Source organism: Halomonas sp. XH26, assembly GCF_024138895.1.
Classification (GTDB): domain Bacteria; phylum Pseudomonadota; class Gammaproteobacteria; order Pseudomonadales; family Halomonadaceae; genus Vreelandella; species Vreelandella alkaliphila.
Genome location: NZ_CP071889.1, coordinates 2,225,923 through 2,245,721 on the forward strand (window position 1 = coordinate 2,225,923; position 19,799 = coordinate 2,245,721).

The window sequence follows — 19,799 nt, forward strand, 5'->3', positions numbered from 1 at the left end:
CAGGGACACGAGGAACGCCAATGAAACGCTTGGCAAGCACCCTGTTTTGTAGTGTTGCTGGTTCCATGCTGCCATTTATGGGCTGTTTAGCCAGCGGCGGAGATACCGACCTCGCCTATGCGTCTCCCAACAGCGAGTTTATGGCCCTGCGCAATGGTGTTGTTCTAGAAGGCAGCGACTTAAGCAGCCTCGATAGTTACACCACTGGCTTCCGCTTTACGGCCGGCTTTAGTCCATGGCAGTTACCACAGCTGGATATTGGCGCAGAAATTGCCTACCGCGAAAGCGAAGAAGTCCCCATCGCCTCCAATGTTGATCCTATTATTATGGATACTCTCAGCTTAGGCGGAGCGATCGTCGCAGGCGTGCGAATGGGCGCCTTTAGTATTTACGCTAAGTCTGGCCTCACCGAGTGGCGTGGCGAAACCGATCAACCACTGGCCGACGACGGCGGCACCGCCTTCCTGCAAGGCTTTGGCGCCACCATGACCATCAATCGCTTGGAAAGCCGCGTAGAGTACGAACGCATCGACGCTCCCACCCTCAGCCACCTCAATATGTTAAGCGCCTCTCTGCATCTGCCGTTTTAGCGGTTTTCTTCGGATGCCTGTTCAGGCGACGTCCATACGGGTTCTTCAGCTTGATTTGACTCATCCCAACCGTGCCGCATTGACCTACTCAGCGCCTCTTCCAGTTTCATAAACAGTTCGCCGTAACGCGGGCTAAAGCTAATACCCTCCTCAATCTCTTTCCAGGCTTCAAACAGCTCATCTTCATGAGCATTTTCGTGTTGCTCAAACGAGTCGATCATCTGCTTGGCACGCATAGGATGCACACCCATAGCCGTTAACGTATGGCCGCCTAGCTCCAGCGCAGAGTGATAAACCTCTCTGGTTATATCGTCAGCCCCTGCTTCGCGAAGCTGATACCCATGGCCACGGTCAAATGCACGCGCCAATACCCAAACGTTGGGATAGTAATGCTTGACGTGCTTCACCATATCAACAGCACGATCGCGATCATCAATCGCCACTACCATCACTCGCGCATGCGCAATACCCGCGGTTTCTAGAAGATCTGGGCGACTAGCATCGCCAAAGTAGCTTTTAATCCGAATATGGCGGAGGAGTTCAATTTGCTCAATTTCGAGATCCAAAGCCACGATGGGAATGTTATTGGCGCGCAACAAGCGACATACAACCTGCCCAAAACGACCGACACCGGCGATAATCACCGGCGCTTGCTCTTCGATCTTATCGGCATCGCGCGTATCATTTTTAGCTGTTTGGTAGCGCGGCAACACTAAGCGGTCGTAGGCAATAAACAATAGCGGCGTCGCAAACATGGAAAACGCGACAACAAGCGAAAGTAATTGCGATACATCAACAGGAATAACGTTGCTCTGCACGCTGTAAGTTAACAGCACAAATCCGAATTCCCCCGCCTGAGCAAGGCTTAACGTAAACAACCAGCCATTGCTATCGCGGACCCGGAACAACATGGCTAGCCCGAACAGAATAATGCCCTTTACAACAATAACACCAAGCACTAATACCAGCACAGCTGGCCACTGTGACGTGAGTACCTGAAAGTCGATACCAGCCCCAACCGTGATAAAAAACAGACCGAGCAAAAGCCCTTTAAACGGTTCGATGTTGGCCTCGATTTCGTGCTTGAATTCGCTGTTAGCGAGTACGATACCGGCTAAAAACGCGCCAAGCGCTGGAGACAAATTGACAATCCCCATTAGCGCAGCAATGCCAATGACCAGCATTAAAGCGGCAGCTGTAAATACCTCTCTCAAGCCAGAGGAAACCACATAGCGAAACAGTACTGGCCCAAGGTAATGCCCACTAATAATTACGATCCCGATAGCCCCAACCACCACCAGCCCGTGGAGCCATGCTGGCATACCCTCGACAAGGCTAAGGCTGCTATGTTCAGCATAACTACCACCTTCTCCCATTAGTTCAGGGAGCGCCAATAGTGGGATCAACGCCAACATCAGGATCACCGCGATGTCTTGAAATAGCAGCACCGAAAACGCGCTACGCCCACCTTCAGTTTTCGTGAGTCCTTTTTCGTTTAGGGTTTGTAGCACAATCGCCGTTGAGGAAAGCGCGAAAATCAAACCGATGGCCAAGGATGTTTGCCAAGCAAGTCCCAGCCACCAAGCAACAGCGGTACCTGCAGCGGCTGTTATCAGCACCTGTAAACCACCCATCCCAATCAAGCTTACCCGCATGGCCCACAACCCTTTTGGGTCGAGCTCCATACCGACTAAAAACAGCATCATCACTACACCAAACTCGGCGAAGTGCTGAATCGTGGTGGTTTCCTGGCCGACTAATCCCAGCATTGGGCCTATCACCACCCCAGCTACCAAATAACCGAGCACCGAACCAAGTCCAAACCGCTTGGCAAGGGGGACAGCGATTACCGCTGCAATGAGATAGATAAACGCTTGAATAAAATAGTCGGTCATCGGGCTTCCTCAAATTAACACGAATGGCTTGACTTCATTGCGTAATAGGATACCGTACTAGTACGCTAGTACAGCAACTTATTTCCTTACTTTTGTGGCAATACGGTGAACTCACTTTATGTCATTTGATGATGACCATCAGGCTGATTTAGTACGCTATTTACTTGCCATTGATTCGCCAGAAGCAATGGACGAGGCACTCGCCAGCTTGTTAACGCCCGCAGAGTACCAAGAAATCTGCAAACGCCTACAGATTTTTAAGCTTTTGCGTGAAGGAGTCCCCCACCGCAAAATCGCTGAAATCCTGGGCGTCGGTATTGCCACGGTATCCCGCGGTTCGCGCGCTTTAACCACATTACCCTCTTCAACGTTACCTTCATCACTACCGTCACCCACTTCACGGACCGATTAATCATGACGACGACTACGCCTGCTTCATCAGGCCCGCAGCCTTTTACGCTGTCGCGCAAGCCTCACTACGTCACCCTGGCGGCGGACTGTGACTTTTTTGCTCTGTTTCAAAAAATTGAACGCCAATTTGATACCTGCTATATGCTGGAATCACTAGGCGAAGATAGCCATATGGCTCGCCACTCGATTATTGGCTTTGATCCTGAGTACACGCTTTACGCCAATGGCGGCACATTAACTATTGAAGATCGTGACGGTAATGCAAACCACTATCCAAGCGATAACCCTTATGAGTTGCTACGCAGCTTGATTCCGCAGAATATTATTTCTCGTAAGTATGCAGGCGGACTAAGTGGTTATCTTGGTTATGACGCTATGCAATACTTTGAGCCTTCGTTATCGTTGAAAGCTAGCGACGATTTCGACACGTTTCGATTTGGCCTTTATAAAGATGGTTTGATCCTCGACAAAATGACCGGGGAAGTGACCTATTTTTATTACGACAACAGTCGCTACGAGTTTCTGCAAACCTTGATCGACGCTGAAGATATCCCGCCAGGCTCATTACACATCACTGCGCTGGGCGACACCATGAGCCGCGAAGAGCACGCCGAAGCGGTGGCCAAGGTGAAGCAGGACATCATCGACGGTAAGGTTTTCCAGTGCGAAGTCGGCTTTAAAAAGCGCTTTAGCATTAAAGGCGATACGCTAGCGCTCTACGATCAGTTGCGTACCATTAACCCATCGCCACAGATGTACTACGTGAAATTCGGCGAGCAAAAGCTGATTGGCGCAAGCCCCGAGCTTCTGTTCAGGCTCCGCCAGGGCGAGATGGAGACCTTCCCGCTGGCAGGCACTACCACTCGTGGCAAAACCCCGCAAGAAGACACGCAGTTAGCCCGCGCGCTACTCAACGACCCCAAAGAGATTGCCGAGCATAATATGATTGTGGATTTGCATCGCAATGATATTGGCCGGGTGGCGCAATTTGGCACGGTGAAAGTACGAAGCCTGATGGACATCAAGCGCTTTAGCCACGTGCAGCATATCTCCAGTGAAATTGTTGGCATTATTGCCGAGGGCGAAGATATGTTTACATCCCTTGCCAGCAACTTCCCTGCGGGTACGCTGACGGGCGCGCCAAAAATCGAAGCAATGAAAATCATTGATGATTTAGAAATTGACGGTCGTGGCCCTTATGGCGGCGCGGTTGGCCAATTCTCTTTTAATGGCGACTGCACCTTCGCGATTCCCATTCGTACGGTCTTTGTAAACGGTGAAAGCGCTTACGTGCAAACCTGTGGCGGCAACGTGTTTGATAGCAACGCCGAGGATGAATACGAAGAAATTCGCCGCAAATTTGCTGGCACCCGTAAAGCCCTTGCCCCTTTTATGAGCGCGGATATGGACATGGAGAGCCAAGCATGAAGGTGCTAATTATCGATAACTACGACTCCTTCACCTATAACCTGTATCAGTTTATTGGTGAGATTTTAACCACGCAGAAGAACCGCGGCGAGCTGCCCCATTTCGAGATTATTGTTAAGCGCAACAACCAAATCGACTTAAAAGCGATAGAAGCCATGGCGCCTGATCGGATTATAATCTCTCCTGGTCCAGGCTCGCCGGATGATCCGCGTTACTTTGGCGTCTGTGCCGACGTTATCGAGAAACTCGGCAAAACCACACCATTGTTGGGCGTTTGCCTGGGCATGCAGGGCATTGTTCACGTTTTTGGCGGCAAGGTGGTAAAAGCGCCTTTACCGATGCACGGCAAAATCAGTCCGATCAACCACAACAATTGCTCGGTATTTAATGGCGTACCCGACCAGCTTGAGGTGATGCGCTATCACTCATTGATTGCCGACGCGTTCACCCTGCCCGACTGCCTGGAAGTGACTGCAACAGTGGGCGCGCTAGGTGCTGAAAAATTTGAGCAACGCAGCCACTGGCAAACAGTGGGTGAGTTTGAATTGATGGGCGTTAAGCACCGTGATTACCCCATTCACGGCATTCAGTTTCACCCCGAATCGTTTGCCACAGAAGGTGGCAAAGAACTAATTGCTAACTTCTTATTTGCCTGATCCATCAGCTTGTAGGTATGCAATAGGTTAGGCGCTAAAGGCGGGCACCCAGGGCTGCCCGCCTTTCTATTTTTACCTAACGCTTCCCTTTCGCCCGACCAACACGGCCTTTACCAACTGGCTTAGCCCCGGCCTTACCTTTTACGCTAGGCTTACCCGCGCCAGCAGCTTTGGCCTTAGGGTGTGGCTTACCCGATGCACTAGCCTTCGGGCCAATACGCGCTTTTCCGCTGGCAGCTTTTTTGCCCTTAGGTGGCGGTTTGCTGCCAACCGCTTTAGCTCCTGGCCTAGCCGGCTTCTGGTGCCCCTGTTTCTGCCTCCCCTGTTTCTGCTTCCCCTTGGTGGCTGTTTTTTTAGGTTTGTTAGAGCCTGCCCCAGAATTGTAATCAGGCCGTGCCGTCTGGCTCTTGTCAGGAACTGCCTCAGAGCGTTCTGTCAGCGCGACAATCGTATCAATCTCTTTAGGGGTTAAATCCCGCCAATCACCTAGAGCCAAACCTTGCAGGGAAACATTCATTATTCGTGTGCGAACAAGCTGGGTGACCTCGTAGCCAAAGTACTCGCACATACGGCGAATCTGGCGGTTCAACCCTTGCACCAGCGTAATAGTGAACACAAACGTCGACGATTTGGTCACTTTACACTTTTTAGTCACCTGCCCAAGGATCGGTACCCCCTTCTGCATGCCTGCTACAAACTCATCGGTAATCGGCTTATTGACCGTAACCACATACTCTTTTTCATGATTATTATTAGCGCGCAGGATTTTATTAACGAGGTCGCCATTATTGGTTAGAAAGATCAGCCCCTGTGAGTCTTTATCGAGACGCCCGATGGGAAAGATGCGCGTGCCATGTTTCACGAATTCAACAATATTATCTTTTTCGCTGGATTCGGTGGTACTGACAATCCCCACTGGCTTATTCAGCGCAATAAGCACCAAATCCTCTTCTTCCTGAGGCTCTATCTCCTGACCGTTGACCTTAACCCGATCACCCGGCACCACTTGATCGCCTGTCGTTGCCCGACGCCCATTAATCCAAACGTTGCCTTGTTCAACATAGCGGTCAGCCTCTCGGCGAGAACACAAACCGCTTTCGCTGATGTATTTATTGATGCGGGTAGATTTTCGTAACGACATAAAACGCCATAGGCAAAAGTGTGGTGAAGTGGTTAAGCAAAATTCAAAAGCTAATGTTAAAAGCCTAACTAGAAGCCGGACCCAGGTTGTTTAAGAAACTCTATTTCGGCTGGCGTAGATACCCGGCCCAACACTTCGTTGCGGTGGGGATAACGACCAAAGCGGTCAATGATCGCTTTGTGGCGAATCTCGAAATCCAAGTTATTCTCTAATCCAGGTTGATCAAACAGCTGCATTGCCACCTCATGAATAGCGGCAGACTCACTGTGCATATAAGGCATGTATAAAAAACTACGCTCGACGGGAGCCAGTTCGTTATCCGCTGCTAAAGCAACCGCTTCCTGTGCAAGCGCTAAAGCTAACGCGTCACTGGCGAAGGCTTGCGGGTGGTCACGGTAGATATTTCGAGAAAACTGGTCCAACACAATAATTTCAGCCAGCCTTCCTCGAGCAGTACTGCGCCACTCATAACATTCACAGGCAGCCGCTTTGGTCAGCAGTGGGCCGAAACGCTGGGTAATCTGCTGATCCATCGACGTATCTTTTTTAAACCACTGCGCTGGCGTTAATTCATTAAACCAAAACGACAGTACTGACTGAGCATCCTTTATCATCACGCCCCCAATTCCTAATAAGGTGATGACGACGCCGCCACACGTAGTGGCGGCGTACTGTTATTTTTAACCCGTATTGCGTAAACCTGCTGCAATACCTGCCATGGTCACCATGAGCGCACGAGAGAGATCGGCACTAATGGCACCATCGGCGTCCCGATTACGCTGTAGAAGCTCCGCTTGCAAGCCATGAAGCGGGTCGATGTAAGGGTTGCGCACATCAATTGCTTGGCGAATAAGCGGGGTGTTTTCAAGCAGCTTCTCTTGCTGAAGGATATCCAGCACGACGTTTTCAAGCCGCTCAAAACGCTCACGTAGCTTCTTACCCAATGCTTTCAGCGAAGGCTCGTCGACTAGGCGATGCTCATAGTAAGCTGCAATCGCTACGTCCGCTTTGGCCAACAGCATTTCCAACATATCGAGATAGGTGCCAAAGAAAGGCCACTGACTGCGCATTTCTTGCAGCACTTCCCGGCCGCCTGGCTGCTCCAGGCGTCGCGAGAACGCCTCACCGCTGCCCAGCCAAGCAGGTAACATCAAGCGAATCTGTGTCCAAGCAAAAATCCACGGAATCGCGCGTAAGGTTTCCACGCCACCATCCTGGCGACGCTTGGTTGGCCGAGAGCCGAGCGGCAGCCTACCCAGCGCCCCTTCTGGCGTGACAGCACGGAAATACGGGACAAAATCAGGGTCTTCACGCACTACGCCCACATAGGCGGCATGGGCTACTTTCGCCAGTTGGTCCATCTCTTCACGCCACTCAGGCTCCGGTGCGGGCGGTGGCAAGAGCGTCGCTTCCATGACCGCACAGGCGTAAATTTCCATAGAGCGCAGCGCGATATCTGGCTGACCAAACTTAAAGCGAATCATCTCACCTTGCTCGGTCACCCGTAGGCTGCCATTCACTGAACCTGGCGGCTGGGAGAGAATCGCCGCATGCGCGGGACCTCCACCGCGCCCAACGGTACCGCCACGGCCATGGAAGAGCGTCAAATCTACGCCATGCTTGTCACATACATCGACTAACGACTCTTGGGCACGGTACTGTGCCCAGGCAGCAGCAAGCTGTCCGGCGTCTTTAGCAGAGTCTGAATAGCCAATCATGACTTCTTGACGGTCTTTCGCCAGGGCACGGTAACCGGGAAGCACCAGCAATTGGTCAATGACATCGCCCGCATGGTCAAGGTCGTTCAGGGTTTCAAACAGCGGTGCGATGGGTAGCGTGACTTGGCCACCCACCTCTTTCATCAATAACGCAACGGTTAATACGTCCGAAGGCTCGGCAGCCATGGAGATAATATAAGTACCCAACGCTTCAGCATGCTCTTGAGCAATCACTTTGAAGGTATCGAGCACTTCGCGGGATTCTGCCGAGCACTCCCAACGGCGTGGGATCAGCGGCCGGCTTGATTCAAGCTCTGCGAGCAGGAACTCTTGGCGCTGTGCTTCGTTCCAGTCCTGGTAGTGCCCCAAGCCCAACGCACTGGTGAGTTCTTCCATTACCTGGGCATGGCGACTGGCCTCCTGGCGCAAGTCAAGTTTGGTCAGCGTGACACCGAACACTGCCACGCGGCGCAAGGTATCAAGCAGCGCACCGTTTGCAATGGTATCCAGCCCGACATCACACAGCGAGCGGTAACATGCCAGCAGCGGTGCGTAGAGCTGGTCGCGGGTTTCAATAATTGGCCCGCCGTCATAGTTGCGGCCATCCAGCTCTGCTTTTGCCCAGTCGCGTGTGGCTTCCATTTTATTCAGCAGACGCTTGAGCAGCTCGCGGTAAGGCTCAGCAACTTCTCCCACCTCTGCCTTCAGGGCGCTGTTGGCTTTCCACATGGAAAGCTCGGTTTTCAGCTGCTCAAGATCGCGCAAATAGAGATCGGCGGCCATCCAGCGGCCCAATAACAGCACCTCTCGCGTCACCCGCGCGGTGACATTTGGATTGCCATCTCGGTCACCGCCCATCCAGGAAGCGTAGCGAATAGGCGCGGCATCTAGCGGCAAACGCTCTCCGGCAGTATCGAGTAATAAATTATCCAAATCGCGATGGAAGTCTGGCACTGCCTGCCATAAGGAGTTTTCGATAACCGCGAAACCCCATTTGGCCTCATCAACAGGGGTTGGCCGCTCATGACGAATCTCATCGGTATGCCACGCTTGACTGATCAACTCTTCCAGGCGCCCCTGGGCGCGAGTGCCACGCTCTGGATAGTCCTCAGAGCTTTCAATCGCGGTCAGGCACTCGTCGATAGCATCATATTTCTGAATCAACGTGCGGCGGATAACTTCTGTGGGGTGGGCAGTCAGCACGAGTTCAACGCGCATACTGGCCAGGGTTTCTACTAATTTACGGGGCGAATTACCCGCCTGCTGTGCACGGCTTAGCAGTTCACCAAGCACTGGCTGGGTACCAGGCTTGTAGTCTTCCACCCGGCGAAAGCGCGCCCGGTAGTGCTGTTCAGCAATGTTGGCAAGGTTCAAAAACTGGTTAAACGCGCGCGTCACTGGCAGCAGGTCGCGTTCGGGCAACTGGCGCAGATACTCAATAAGCTCACGCTGCTGCAATGAATCGCCCTGCCGTCCCCGCTTGGCATGGGCACGAATCGTTTCAATTTTATCAACAAATGACTGGCCTAAATCATCGGCAATCGTACGGCCCAGGCTATCACCGAGAATACGCACGTTATCACGTAGCGATTCGTGTAGGTCGTGACTCATTGGCATGGCCTCCTTACGGGGTCGCATTAGTTGTTAAAAGCTAGTTGTTAAAAATCAGTTGTTAAGGGGTAAGCGTTTTTTCTTGTGCTTTAGCGGCTTGCCAGTGTGTTTCCATTTCATCCAGCGAGGCGTCGGTTAGCGAACGCGCAGCGGCGGCAAGCTCGCGCTCTACGTAGCGAAAGCGGCGCTCAAATTTGGTATTTGTGGTACGCAAGCACTGTTCGGGGTCAGCACCCAATGTGCGCGCTAAATTAGTCACTGCAAACAACAAATCGCCGACTTCTTCTTGAGCGTGCTGTTGGTTACCCTCGGCAAGGGCTTCTTCAACTTCAGCCAGCTCTTCACGGATTTTGTCCAGTACACCGCTGGCATCCGGCCAGTCGAACCCGACCCTGGCGGCACGCTTCGAGAGTTTAGCGGCACGGCTAAGCGCAGGTAGCGTGCGCGGAACATCGTCAAGTACAGAGGGCGTGCTTTGCTGTGAACGCTCAGCACGCTCACCGGCCTTAAGCGCTTCCCAACGTGAATTAACGTGCTGGGTTTGTACGTCCTCGGCACTCACTCCGGGTGGACGCCGTGACGCTAGCGTGCCATCAGGAAATACATGCGGATGACGTCGCAACATCTTTGCGGTCAATGTATCGACGATGTCGTGAAAGTCGAAGCGCTGCTCTTCAGCACCAAACTGGGCGTAATAGACCACTTGGAACAGCAGGTCACCCAACTCGCCGGGCAATTCATCAAAAGCGCGCCGCTCAATAGCGTCAGCAACTTCGTAAGCTTCTTCCAGCGTATGGGGCACGATGCTGTCCCAATCTTGCTTAATATCCCAAGGACACCCCTGTTCCGCATTGCGAAGTACCGACATCAATGTCAGCAGATCCTCTACGCTATAACGCATCAGGCGCCTCCTTTACGGATGTTTTTCTCTGGGTCGGCATTACGTAGACGACGTACTTCCGTCACGTTGGGCAACTGCTGGATACGAGAAAACAAACGGCCTAACGATTCAAGACCGTCGACTTCCAGCGTGATGCGCAGTCGCGCAATCCCCTCGTCAGTATCTGTCAGCGTATTAACAGCTAATACATTAACCTTCTCGTTGCCTAGTAGCCCTGTCACGTCGCGTAGTAAGCCGGAGCGATCCCAGGCTTGAATTTCAATAGTGACGGGGTAACGGGTGTGGGCACGTTCGCCCCACTCTACTTCGATAATGCGCTGGGGCTCTTCCATGCGCAATTGAAGGATGTTGCTGCAATCTTGGCGATGGACGGTGACGCCGCGACCTTGGGTAATAAAGCCAACAATCGGTTCGCCTGGCACTGGCCGACAGCAATTCGCCATGCTGGTTTTTAAGTTACCGACCCCCAGCACGGTGATGTCGCTTTTGGTCGCTTTGCTTGGCTGGCGGCGTGGCTTCGCCAGCAACCGATCCAACTGCTCTTGGTCGTCCGTTTCACCAAACAACTGCTGGGCTTGATGAAGCACTTGGCCGATGCGCAGGTCGCCCGCACCAAGCGCCGCATACATATCGTCGGCGTTTTGGTAGTTAACAGCACCAGCAAGCTTAGCAAGGTCAAGCCCTTCAACATCCAAGCGGCGCATCTCACGCTCGAACAGCGCCCGCCCTTCGTCTAGGTTCTGGTCTCGTGCTTGGTACTTAAACCATGCCTGAATCTTCGCCCGCGCGCGTGAGGTGCGCACATAGCCCAAACTGGGGTTTAACCAGTCGCGGCTGGGGCCGCCTTTGGTGGCCGTTAAAATCTCGACCTGCTGGCCGGTTTTTAACTTATAGGTAAGCGGTACTATCCGGCCGTTAATCTTGGCACCACGGCAGCGGTGACCAATTTCGGTATGCACGCGATAGGCGAAGTCGATGGGTGTGGCAATACGCGGCAGGTCAATGACATGACCATCGGGAGTGAACACATAGATGCGGTCTGGCGCAACGTCGCTGGAAAGACCTTCACGCAGGTCGCCAAAGCCACCCACTTCATCCTGCCACTCAAGCACTTGGCGCAACCAGGCAATCTTTTCTTCATAGCTACGGCTTTTGGCGTTGGTATCATGCCCTTTATATCGCCAGTGTGCGCACACGCCTAATTCTGCTTCGTCATGCATAGCAAAGGTGCGAATCTGGATTTCCAACACCTTATTTTCTGGCCCCATCACCGCGGTATGCAGTGACTGGTAACCGTTTTTCTTCGGGTTGGCGATATAGTCATCAAACTCGTTGGGTACATGGTGCCAACGCGAGTGAACAATTCCGAGTACGGTATAACAATCGGCCACATCAGGTACCAGAATGCGCACTGCGCGCACATCGTGCACCTGGGAAAAATCAATCCGTTTGCGCTTCATTTTGCGCCAGATTGAGTAAATGTGCTTGGCTCGCCCATCGACGTCATAGTGGTGAATATTCTGGGCTTCCATCAAGCTCTTGATGGTTTCCACCACGTCATGAATATAGCGATCACGATCTAAGCGCTTTTCAGCCAGCAGCTTAGCAATCGCTTTGTACTCATCTTCATGCAGATAGCGAAACGATAGGTCTTCAAGTTCCCACTTGATTTGTCCTATCCCAAGTCGATGAGCAAGCGGCGCATAAATATCAGCCACTTCACGTGCGACTTGTAAGCACTTTTCACGGGGCGCATCTTTTACTTGGCGCAAGGCGCAGGTGCGTTCAGCAATTTTGATCAATGCAACGCGTACATCTCCAACCATGTTAACCAGCATTTTGCGCAGATTTTCCTGCTGATTATGCTGGCCCATACCATGGTTGGGCGCTAGTGGGTAGCTAATGGCCGCCATTTGTAAAACGCCATCAATCAGCTTAGCGACCTCTTCGCCAAACCGTTTGGTAACGGCGTCTATACTCAGCAGCCCTTCGCGAACCGCGCGATACAGCACGGCAGCCTCAAGGGTTGCTTGATCAAGCTTGAGCTCGGCCAGAATGTCGGCCATTTCCAGCCCCATTCGAAAACTTGAACCTGGCGAGAGCCACACACGGTGGGTTTGCGGCGCCTCTCGCTCCAACTGTTCAGCAAGCGCGCACGCTTGCAATAGTCGTTCGGGTTCACGTAGGCGCACATCCTCTTGAAGGCGCGCTAACCACTGCTGTATGTCCACCTTTCCGCTTTCGGTAAGCGGCTGGTCTTCACGCACTTTCACCATGACAATCATTCATCCTTTCAGGGTGACGGCTAGCCACTTTCCGTCACCGAGGCTTGATGCAATGGGCAGGCTAGCCCTCGTATTCAAATAGCATCAGCGTTTCCAGGTGAGCAGTGTGTAAAAACATATCGGCCACTGCTACTTGCTTGACGCGATAACCTGCATGCACAAGATGTGCCGCATCGCGAGCAAGCGTTGCCGGGTCACAAGAAATATAGGCCACCCGGGGTACATTGTAACTACCTAATACTTGGCAAGCTGCTTCTGCGCCGCTGCGCGGCGGATCCAGCACAATCGCATCAATTTGCTGATGCTCGCTCAATAGCATTTGCACCTTTTTGGCGTCACTTAAGTCTGCTTGCTGGGCATGCACATCCAGTAGATTAGCATCAGCGTTAGCGGTAATTCGCTCCACCATCGCTGGATTGCCCTCTACAGCAAGCACCTTTGCTCCTGCGGCGGCTAACGGCAAACTGAAGTTACCAATCCCTGCAAAGAGATCTACGAGCTGTTGCCCCGGCGCTGGCTTTAACCATGCTACCACCTGGGCTACCATCTTTTGGTTAACCTCAGCATTTACCTGTAAAAAGTCACCTGGTGAAAAACGTAACGTCACTAGGCTGGATGCTTTATCACCCGACAAACAGTGTTCACTTGTGGGTGAACTCGCTCTTTGAATTCCGAGTTCATCAAGATTAAGCACTTCTTGTAGAACGGGTGTAGCGCCTCCGTGTGCACCATTCCAGTGCAAAACAGGTGTTTCCCGCCCTAACCAAGTGCCGAGCGAGACCTGCTGCTGTTCCGCAAACTGCTGCCAGCGAGCTCTATCTTGATCATGGGCTTTTAACTGACGCACTAGCACGACTGTCGCCTCATCGGTCGCCAGTAATTCGACATGGCCAACGAGACGGGGCGAGGCTAATGTTGCCAGCAGTTGCCGTAACGGAAGAATCAATTTGTTCAGCGCTGGCACCAGCACATGGCACTGCTCAATATCAACTAATCGGTGGCTGTTGGGTGCTCGAAACCCCAGTAGAACATTCCCCTGACCATCTACCCTAACCCCCAAACGGGCGCGACGTCGGTAGTGCTCGCTACTACCATCTAACGCAGCAATAGGACCTAGCGTAAGGCCCTGACGCGCCATTAGCTCGGTGACAACGTCGCGCTTATGCTGGCGTTGTGCAGTAAGATTAAGATGCTGTAAATCACAGCCTCCGCACTGCCCAAAGTAAGCACAGGGAGGCTCAACCCGCTGTTCTGAAGAGGTGAGCCGATTTTTTATATGCGCTTCGTCATACCGCTTGCGCGTCACGTGTATCGCTACATCGACATGCTCACCGGGAAGCGCTTGATCAATAAAGACTGTTTTTCCCTCGACATTATGCGCCACACCACGACCATCATGAGCTAAACGCTCAACCACCAGCGTTGTCGAGATATCATCTTTTGACTCAGTTTTACGGCTTGGTTGGCGAACTAGCCCTGAGTGTCCCGAGGCGGGGCGAGATGGCCGCCGCTTACCCAGCATGGCCATCTATAACTCCGGGGCAAATAAGCCTGTGGAAAGGTAGCGATCGCCTCGGTCACAAACGATGAAGACAATGACCGCGTTCTCAGTTTGTTCTGCGATACGCAATGCTCCAGCCAAACTGCCACCTGACGACACCCCGGCAAAAATACCTTCTTCACGAGCCAAGCGGCGCATGTGGGCTTCTGCTTCTTGCTGAGCGATATCAAGGGTAATATCGACCCTTGGTGCTTCAAAAATCGACGGCAAGTACTCTTTTGGCCAACGACGAATCCCCGGGATGCTCGCACCATCCGCCGGTTGCAAACCGACAATTTGGATCGCTGGGTTTTGTTCCTTAAGATAGCGTGACACCCCCATGATGGTGCCCGTGGTCCCCATTGAACTGACAAAATGCGTCACTTCACCGCCGGTTTGCTGCCACACTTCGGGCCCCGTTGTGCGATAGTGCGCAAGCGGGTTATCTGGATTGGCAAATTGGTTTAGCGGTTTACCTTCGCCTCTTGCAATCATCGCATCGGCAATATCTCGCGCCTCTTCCATCCCGCCTTCTTTGCTCGCTGACACCAATGTGGCGCCGTAAGCCGCCATCGCCTGCTTACGCTCTTCAGAAGCGTTTTCAGGCATGATTAGCGTCATTTTGTAACCTTTGATAGCCGCGGCCATGGCCAACGCAATACCCGTATTACCCGAGGTTGCTTCCACCAGCGTATCGCCTGGAACAATATCGCCCCGCGCTTCAGCTTCACTTAACATAGAGAGTGCCGGGCGATCTTTCACCGAACCAGCAGGGTTATTGCCTTCTAGCTTGGCTAGAAGCGTGTTATTACGACCAGCCGTTATGCGCTTTAAACGAACCAGTGGCGTATTGCCAACCACATCTTCGAGCGTCGGATAATTCATCGTACATTCCTTATCATCACCATTATGCTGCATTATATCGGTGCTGCCGTTAGCTTGACAGGCAACCTCATTGAATCAACGAGCTTCTCTCATGTCTTTAAACACGCGCTTACTCTTTGCGTTACTCGGATTTCCGCTTCTTGTCTATGCCGTCATGGCACTATTGTTGGTGATGCAAAGCGAGACCACCGGCCATGACATGCTAGAAGAGCGCTTAGTTAGCGCCGGTGAATTACTGGCACCAAGCCTGGGTAACGCCATGTTAGATGGCGACCTGCCTCGCTTAGAAGCCATTGCCAGACAGCTTCTGGAGCACAAAGGGTTACGTGCGGTGACGCTTTTCGACGAGCAAGGAAGTCGCTTATTGGTACTGGGATATTCGATACCTCCACCACCTCGCCTAAATGCTCCTAATGCTACGACACTCACCATGGATGAAGCTATTTGGCGTTTACAGGTGCCTTTAACCACGTCTTACGGCCAACCATCTAATCTCGCTAATACTGGCTGGCTTGAAGCCGAAATGGACATACGCACGCTTAAACTGGAGCGCTATAAGCTCATTGCCAGTCTTAGCTTAGGCGGCATGCTGCTTGGGCTGCTGCTTTTTTTAGTCGCGTTTGCGATCAGCCGCTACGCTACTCGTCCAATTGAAGAGGCGAACCAAGCGCTTTATCGCCTATCCCGGGGGGACTACCGGCCTTATATGGTGGCTGCCCGCCCTACTGAGTTTCGGCAACTGGCAGAACATATCAATGGGTTAGCGGAACATTTCCGGCAAGCTCAGCATGATATGCAAAGCCAAATCGAGCAAGCGACCAGTGAACTACAAGAGTCCATGGAGACGATTGAAGAGCAAAATATCAAACTCGATCTTGCTCATCGAAGCGCTCTACGCGCGAATGCAGTGAAGTCCGAATTTCTGGCTAATATGAGCCACGAAATCCGCACCCCTTTAAATGGCATCATCGGTTTTTGCCGTTTATTAGGCCGCTCATCTCTCGACGCTCGGCAGAAAGAATGGCTAGAACACGTGCACCGTGCGTGCGATAACCTGTTGATGCTAGTAAATGATGTGTTGGACTTCTCGAAACTAGAAGCCGACCGGCTGACGTTAGAAGAAGTCGATATCGATCTTGTGTCGCTGATGGATGAAGTTGTTGGCCTTCATGCACCTGAAGCTCAACGCAAACGACTGCATTTAGTGGCGATGGTTTATGACGATGTGCCGTCAACGCTTCGCGGCGACCCGCTACGCATCCATCAAGTCCTCAATAATTTGACCAGCAATGCCCTGAAATTTACCCAGAAGGGAGAAATCATCATTCGTGCCATGCTGGACAGTCAGGAGGGCCAGCATGTCGTGCTGCGAATTAGCGTTAGTGACACAGGCATTGGCTTGAACGATAAACAACAAAAGCAGCTATTTAGTGCCTTTTCCCAGGCAGATCCTAGTCACTCCAGACAATTTGGCGGTAGTGGTTTAGGGCTGACGATTTGCAGGCAATTAGTTCAACGAATGGGCGGAGAGATTTCAGTTGATAGCGAGCCTGGAGAAGGTGCGACGTTCTCATTTACGTTGCCGCTACTTGCCGACATGACCAAGGAACGGCCGCAGGAACTCTCACTCGACGGCTCAATTGTTCGTTTACATGAGCCCCATCTACCCACTCGCAATGTGTTGGAACACTTAATGGAACGCTGGGGCGCAACTGCCGTCTCTTTTATTGAATCTGGCAACGAACAGCTGCTACTGCTGAGCCTAGATCATGATGACTTCATCGGTGAGCGAAAGACGTATTGGCAGTCAGTAATTGCTCAAGCGCCCTGCCCAACACTCATCCTTGCAAACGCCACTAGCTTTGAACTGCCTCACTGGGAGCTTCCTAATGGGGGGGATATACTGTGTAAACCATTTACCAGAACTCAATTGGTTGCCACGTTCAAACAACTATTAGAACCTGTCACAACCACTATTTCTGCCAACGCACAAACGATTAAAGCACTTCCTTCGTCAACATTCACGGTTCTGATCGTTGACGATAATGCGCCCAACCGCGAACTATTAAAAGCCATGCTCGAAAATGAGCATATCAACATTGTATTAGCTGCAAGCGGCCAGGAAGCGTTGGATTACGCACGTCAGAACGAAGCAGACATGGTGCTAATGGATATTCGTATGCCTGATATGGACGGTGTTCAAACCACCCAGGCTTTGCGGCGCATTAATAATAGCTGGGCGCGCTGCCCAATTATTGCCGTGACCGCACACGTGCTAAGCGATGAACGTCAGCAGTGGCTTGTGGAGGGTTTAGACGACGTATTGGTGAAGCCTATCAATGAAACTCAGCTGCAACAGCAGTTACAACGCTTCTTGGGTATTACGCTGCCAATCAGTCCGCTGTTACAGGCGACCCCAAAAGCCCCTGCTCTTGGATATACACCCGCCTCGTTATCCGTCATTGACCTTGAGCTGGGTACGCGACTAGCAGGCGGCAACCCCGAGTTCGCCAAACAGCAGCTAAAGCGACTGATCGATAGCCTAAGTGAATGCGAACAGCAAATTCGCAGCGCTTTCGAAGAAAACAACCTGACGGTCTTGCTCGATCATGTTCATGCGCTCAACGGTGCCAGCCGTTACTGCGGAGCACCCGAGCTCGCGCTAACGGTCGAAACGTTGGAGACACGTTTACGCACCGGGGGCTTGGAACAGGCTGAAAATTTACTTGATAAGCTGTATGCCGCCATCAAACGCCTCAGGGAGCAGCGAAGCACCTTGAATCAGCGCTAGTCCGTTAGCGCTCAAGTACTAACGTTCAAGTACCACAAATGCCACCGCGTAATCTGCTTCATCACTGAGCGTTATATGAGTAGCCGAGGCGCCGCTAGCTTGAAATAGACGAAGCGCCTCACCACTTAGCTGCAGGCTTGGCTTACCAAGTGAATCATTGAGAATCTGAATATCGCCCCATTGCATACCGCTTCTCAGGCCAAGCCCAAGCGCTTTAACATACGCTTCTTTCGCCGCAAAACGCTTTGCCAAATAGCTAGCGGGATGACCTTTTGTCTGCCACACAGCTTGCTCTTCAGGGCCTAAAATTCGCTGGGCAAAGCGTGGCCCATGACGCTTTACTGCCTTAGCAAAGCGCTCGACACGGGCGATATCCGATCCAATTCCGACAATCATCTTAGTGGCTACAGCAACCGTCATGCTTGTGTTCGTGCTCATGTTCATGCTCATGAGCATCTAACGCCGCCATTAATCCAGCTTCCTGACCAGCAATGATCAAGCGTTTCATTTCTTGAATGGCGTCCTTCAACCCGACAAAAAGAGCTCGAGCAATAATGGCGTGACCAATATTGAGCTCATTAACACCCGGCAGCGCAGCAATCGCCTCAACGTTGTGGTAGTGCAAGCCATGCCCAGCATTAACCACTAAGCCAGCAGAAACAGCGTGAATGGCCGCTGTACTCAGGCGTTCATATTCAGCAATAGCAGCCGTACTGCCAGGTTTTGCTTCTGCATAGGCTCCGGTATGAAGTTCAATCGTTGGTGCCCCTGCACGAATGGCAGCATCAATTTGTGCGTTATCAGGATCGATGAACAAAGACACGTCGCAACCGGCTGCGCTTAAGCGTTGACAGGCATTGGCAATATGATCAAAACCACCCACAACGTCCAAACCACCTTCAGTGGTTAGCTCTTCACGCTTTTCTGGTACTAAACACACGTGCGCCGGGCGTATTTCCTCAGCCAGCACTAGCATTTCTTCAGTGACAGCCATCTCTAAATTCATGCGCGTATTAAGCACTTCTGCCAATAGGCGAACGTCTCTAGGCTGAATATGGCGACGATCTTCACGCAGGTGAACCGTGATGCCATCAGCGCCGGCTTCTTCTGCTAGCAGTGCCGCTTGAACAGGGTCAGGGTAACGAGTACCGCGCGCTTGACGTAGCGTCGCAATGTGATCGATGTTAACGCCTAATAAAATCCTCGGAGGATGCATCACGTGTCTCCAATAAGTGATATCAAGATGCCCACCTAGCGCTGTCGGCGGCGGGCCAAATCGAGCATTAGTTCTCGGGAACGTAAAGCAGTCGCGCCCAAATGAGGCGCAAGTGCTGCCCGCATAACCGCTTTTAATGCACTTGCTAAGCCAACGGGCTGCCAATCGCCTTGATCAATATAGCGCAGCGTGCGGCCTTCGATGCCCTGCTCAGCAGGTACAAAAGCACGGCTTGCTGCATCAAATCGATAACGCGTTTGAGGATCGAGAGCACCGCCATCGTAGGTACAAAAACGCGGCGTTGCCTCAAGCGTCTCCAACAGCGCCCATTCAAAACGTCGCAGCGCCAAGGCGCGGTTTGCCGGTGTTGGCAATGCTTCTAAAAGCGCGCTATAAAATGCAAAAACCTCTGGCGCTGCAAGCTCCAAAGGCAGTAGACGCGTGGCTATTTCATTGGCATATAAGCCGCAGAGCAACCCTTCTCCGGCTAGCAGTGCCGTCTGGCCTCGCGACTCCATCAGCATTAATCGCTTTAGCTCACGCTCGCCGCGCCAAGACACAAACAAAGGGGTAAAGGGTTGCAGCCGTTGACGCGACTTAGAACCTGGCCGCTGCCCTCCATGGGCAACGGCGCGGATACGGCCATGGTTAAGGGTTAACAAATCCACCAGCGCACTGGTTTCACGGTAAGGCCTGCGATGCAGTAAAAACGCTGGCTCTGCCGACATGGA

At 52.3% G+C, this 19,799-nt stretch carries 16 protein-coding genes; 5 read left to right on the forward strand and 11 right to left on the reverse strand.

What is annotated here, in order from left to right:
* Positions 1–20 precede the first annotated feature (20 nt).
* Positions 21–590, forward strand: coding sequence for a hypothetical protein (locus J4377_RS10330; RefSeq protein ID WP_198349097.1), 570 nt, complete (start codon positions 21–23; stop codon positions 588–590).
* Here the strand turns inward: J4377_RS10330 and J4377_RS10335 are convergent.
* Positions 587–2,485: a monovalent cation:proton antiporter-2 (CPA2) family protein gene (locus tag J4377_RS10335; RefSeq protein WP_253485463.1), complete on the reverse strand. Its 1,899-nt coding sequence runs from the start codon at positions 2,483–2,485 to the stop codon at positions 587–589. The genes J4377_RS10330 and J4377_RS10335 overlap by 4 nt on opposite strands.
* A 118-nt stretch (positions 2,486–2,603) precedes the next feature.
* On the opposite strand from J4377_RS10335, the gene J4377_RS10340 reads away from it, so the two are divergent.
* The 3 genes from J4377_RS10340 to J4377_RS10350 are packed head-to-tail and all read left to right on the forward strand — an operon-like array spanning position 2,604 to position 4,980.
* Entirely contained in the window at positions 2,604–2,897 is a 294-nt protein-coding gene (locus J4377_RS10340; RefSeq protein WP_038485152.1) for a Trp family transcriptional regulator, read from the forward strand.
* Positions 2,898–2,899: 2 nt separating this feature from the next.
* The gene (locus J4377_RS10345; protein ID WP_038485155.1) at positions 2,900–4,324 is read left to right on the forward strand and encodes an anthranilate synthase component I family protein; all 1,425 of its coding nucleotides are present in this window, start codon (positions 2,900–2,902) and stop codon (positions 4,322–4,324) included.
* Positions 4,321–4,980, forward strand: a complete 660-nt coding sequence (locus J4377_RS10350) for an aminodeoxychorismate/anthranilate synthase component II (RefSeq protein WP_253485465.1) — start codon at positions 4,321–4,323, stop codon at positions 4,978–4,980. The genes J4377_RS10345 and J4377_RS10350 overlap by 4 nt, the downstream gene beginning before the upstream one ends.
* Positions 4,981–5,056: 76 nt before the next feature.
* On the opposite strand, the gene rluF is transcribed toward J4377_RS10350, so the two are convergent.
* The 7 genes from rluF to cysM all read right to left on the reverse strand — a co-directional run bounded on the left by rluF (position 5,057) and on the right by cysM (position 15,061).
* Positions 5,057–6,121 (reverse strand): 23S rRNA pseudouridine(2604) synthase RluF, encoded by a 1,065-nt coding sequence (rluF, locus tag J4377_RS10355; protein WP_253485467.1) that lies wholly within the window; start codon positions 6,119–6,121, stop codon positions 5,057–5,059.
* A gap of 68 nt (positions 6,122–6,189) precedes the next feature.
* Positions 6,190–6,735: a DUF924 family protein gene (locus J4377_RS10360; RefSeq protein ID WP_198349269.1), complete on the reverse strand. Its 546-nt coding sequence runs from the start codon at positions 6,733–6,735 to the stop codon at positions 6,190–6,192.
* 66 nt (positions 6,736–6,801) lie between these two features.
* Positions 6,802–9,450 (reverse strand): phosphoenolpyruvate carboxylase, encoded by a 2,649-nt coding sequence (ppc, locus tag J4377_RS10365; protein ID WP_253485469.1) that lies wholly within the window; start codon positions 9,448–9,450, stop codon positions 6,802–6,804.
* A 61-nt stretch (positions 9,451–9,511) separates the two neighbouring features.
* Positions 9,512–10,351 (reverse strand): nucleoside triphosphate pyrophosphohydrolase, encoded by an 840-nt coding sequence (gene mazG / locus J4377_RS10370; RefSeq protein ID WP_038485168.1) that lies wholly within the window; start codon positions 10,349–10,351, stop codon positions 9,512–9,514.
* Entirely contained in the window at positions 10,351–12,627 is a 2,277-nt protein-coding gene (gene relA / locus J4377_RS10375) for a GTP diphosphokinase (protein ID WP_038486888.1), read from the reverse strand. Before relA ends, mazG begins: the two co-directional genes overlap by 1 nt.
* Positions 12,628–12,697: 70 nt before the next feature.
* Complete coding sequence (locus J4377_RS10380) at positions 12,698–14,164, reverse strand: 23S rRNA (uracil(1939)-C(5))-methyltransferase (RefSeq protein ID WP_038485171.1); 1,467 nt, start codon at positions 14,162–14,164, stop codon at positions 12,698–12,700.
* A complete protein-coding gene (gene cysM / locus J4377_RS10385) occupies positions 14,165–15,061 on the reverse strand; it encodes a cysteine synthase CysM (RefSeq protein WP_089037860.1) in 897 nt (298 codons plus the stop codon).
* A gap of 91 nt (positions 15,062–15,152) precedes the next feature.
* Between cysM and J4377_RS10390 the strand changes: the two genes are divergently transcribed.
* A complete protein-coding gene (locus J4377_RS10390) occupies positions 15,153–17,852 on the forward strand; it encodes an ATP-binding protein (RefSeq protein ID WP_253485471.1) in 2,700 nt (899 codons plus the stop codon).
* An 18-nt stretch (positions 17,853–17,870) separates the two neighbouring features.
* Here the strand turns inward: J4377_RS10390 and acpS are convergent, their stop codons facing one another.
* Genes acpS through recO form a run of 3 tightly spaced genes read right to left on the reverse strand, consistent with a single transcriptional unit; the run spans position 17,871 to position 19,796 of the window.
* Positions 17,871–18,248, reverse strand: coding sequence for a holo-ACP synthase (acpS, locus tag J4377_RS10395; protein ID WP_038486891.1), 378 nt, complete (start codon positions 18,246–18,248; stop codon positions 17,871–17,873).
* A 1-nt stretch (position 18,249) separates the two neighbouring features.
* Positions 18,250–19,068 (reverse strand): pyridoxine 5'-phosphate synthase, encoded by an 819-nt coding sequence (gene pdxJ / locus J4377_RS10400; RefSeq protein ID WP_038485179.1) that lies wholly within the window; start codon positions 19,066–19,068, stop codon positions 18,250–18,252.
* 35 nt (positions 19,069–19,103) lie between these two features.
* Positions 19,104–19,796, reverse strand: coding sequence for a DNA repair protein RecO (gene recO / locus J4377_RS10405; protein WP_038485182.1), 693 nt, complete (start codon positions 19,794–19,796; stop codon positions 19,104–19,106).
* Positions 19,797–19,799 lie beyond the last annotated feature (3 nt).

Excerpts from the sequence above, each read along its gene's own strand:
- J4377_RS10335 (WP_253485463.1), bottom strand. The coding sequence starts at position 2,485 with ATGACCGACTATTTTATTCAAGCGTTTATCTATCTCATTGCAGCGGTA.
- pdxJ (WP_038485179.1), bottom strand. The coding sequence starts at position 19,068 with ATGCATCCTCCGAGGATTTTATTAGGCGTTAACATCGATCACATTGCG.
- recO (WP_038485182.1), bottom strand. The coding sequence starts at position 19,796 with ATGTCGGCAGAGCCAGCGTTTTTACTGCATCGCAGGCCTTACCGTGAA.
- J4377_RS10390 (WP_253485471.1), top strand. The coding sequence starts at position 15,153 with ATGTCTTTAAACACGCGCTTACTCTTTGCGTTACTCGGATTTCCGCTT.
- ppc (WP_253485469.1), bottom strand. The coding sequence starts at position 9,450 with ATGAGTCACGACCTACACGAATCGCTACGTGATAACGTGCGTATTCTC.
- J4377_RS10350 (WP_253485465.1), top strand. The coding sequence starts at position 4,321 with ATGAAGGTGCTAATTATCGATAACTACGACTCCTTCACCTATAACCTG.
- rluF (WP_253485467.1), bottom strand. The coding sequence starts at position 6,121 with ATGTCGTTACGAAAATCTACCCGCATCAATAAATACATCAGCGAAAGC.
- J4377_RS10380 (WP_038485171.1), bottom strand. The coding sequence starts at position 14,164 with ATGGCCATGCTGGGTAAGCGGCGGCCATCTCGCCCCGCCTCGGGACAC.
- acpS (WP_038486891.1), bottom strand. The coding sequence starts at position 18,248 with ATGATTGTCGGAATTGGATCGGATATCGCCCGTGTCGAGCGCTTTGCT.
- J4377_RS10330 (WP_198349097.1), top strand. The coding sequence starts at position 21 with ATGAAACGCTTGGCAAGCACCCTGTTTTGTAGTGTTGCTGGTTCCATG.
- cysM (WP_089037860.1), bottom strand. The coding sequence starts at position 15,061 with ATGAATTATCCGACGCTCGAAGATGTGGTTGGCAATACGCCACTGGTT.
- J4377_RS10345 (WP_038485155.1), top strand. The coding sequence starts at position 2,900 with ATGACGACGACTACGCCTGCTTCATCAGGCCCGCAGCCTTTTACGCTG.
- J4377_RS10360 (WP_198349269.1), bottom strand. The coding sequence starts at position 6,735 with ATGATAAAGGATGCTCAGTCAGTACTGTCGTTTTGGTTTAATGAATTA.
- J4377_RS10340 (WP_038485152.1), top strand. The coding sequence starts at position 2,604 with ATGTCATTTGATGATGACCATCAGGCTGATTTAGTACGCTATTTACTT.
- mazG (WP_038485168.1), bottom strand. The coding sequence starts at position 10,351 with ATGCGTTATAGCGTAGAGGATCTGCTGACATTGATGTCGGTACTTCGC.
- relA (WP_038486888.1), bottom strand. The coding sequence starts at position 12,627 with ATGGTGAAAGTGCGTGAAGACCAGCCGCTTACCGAAAGCGGAAAGGTG.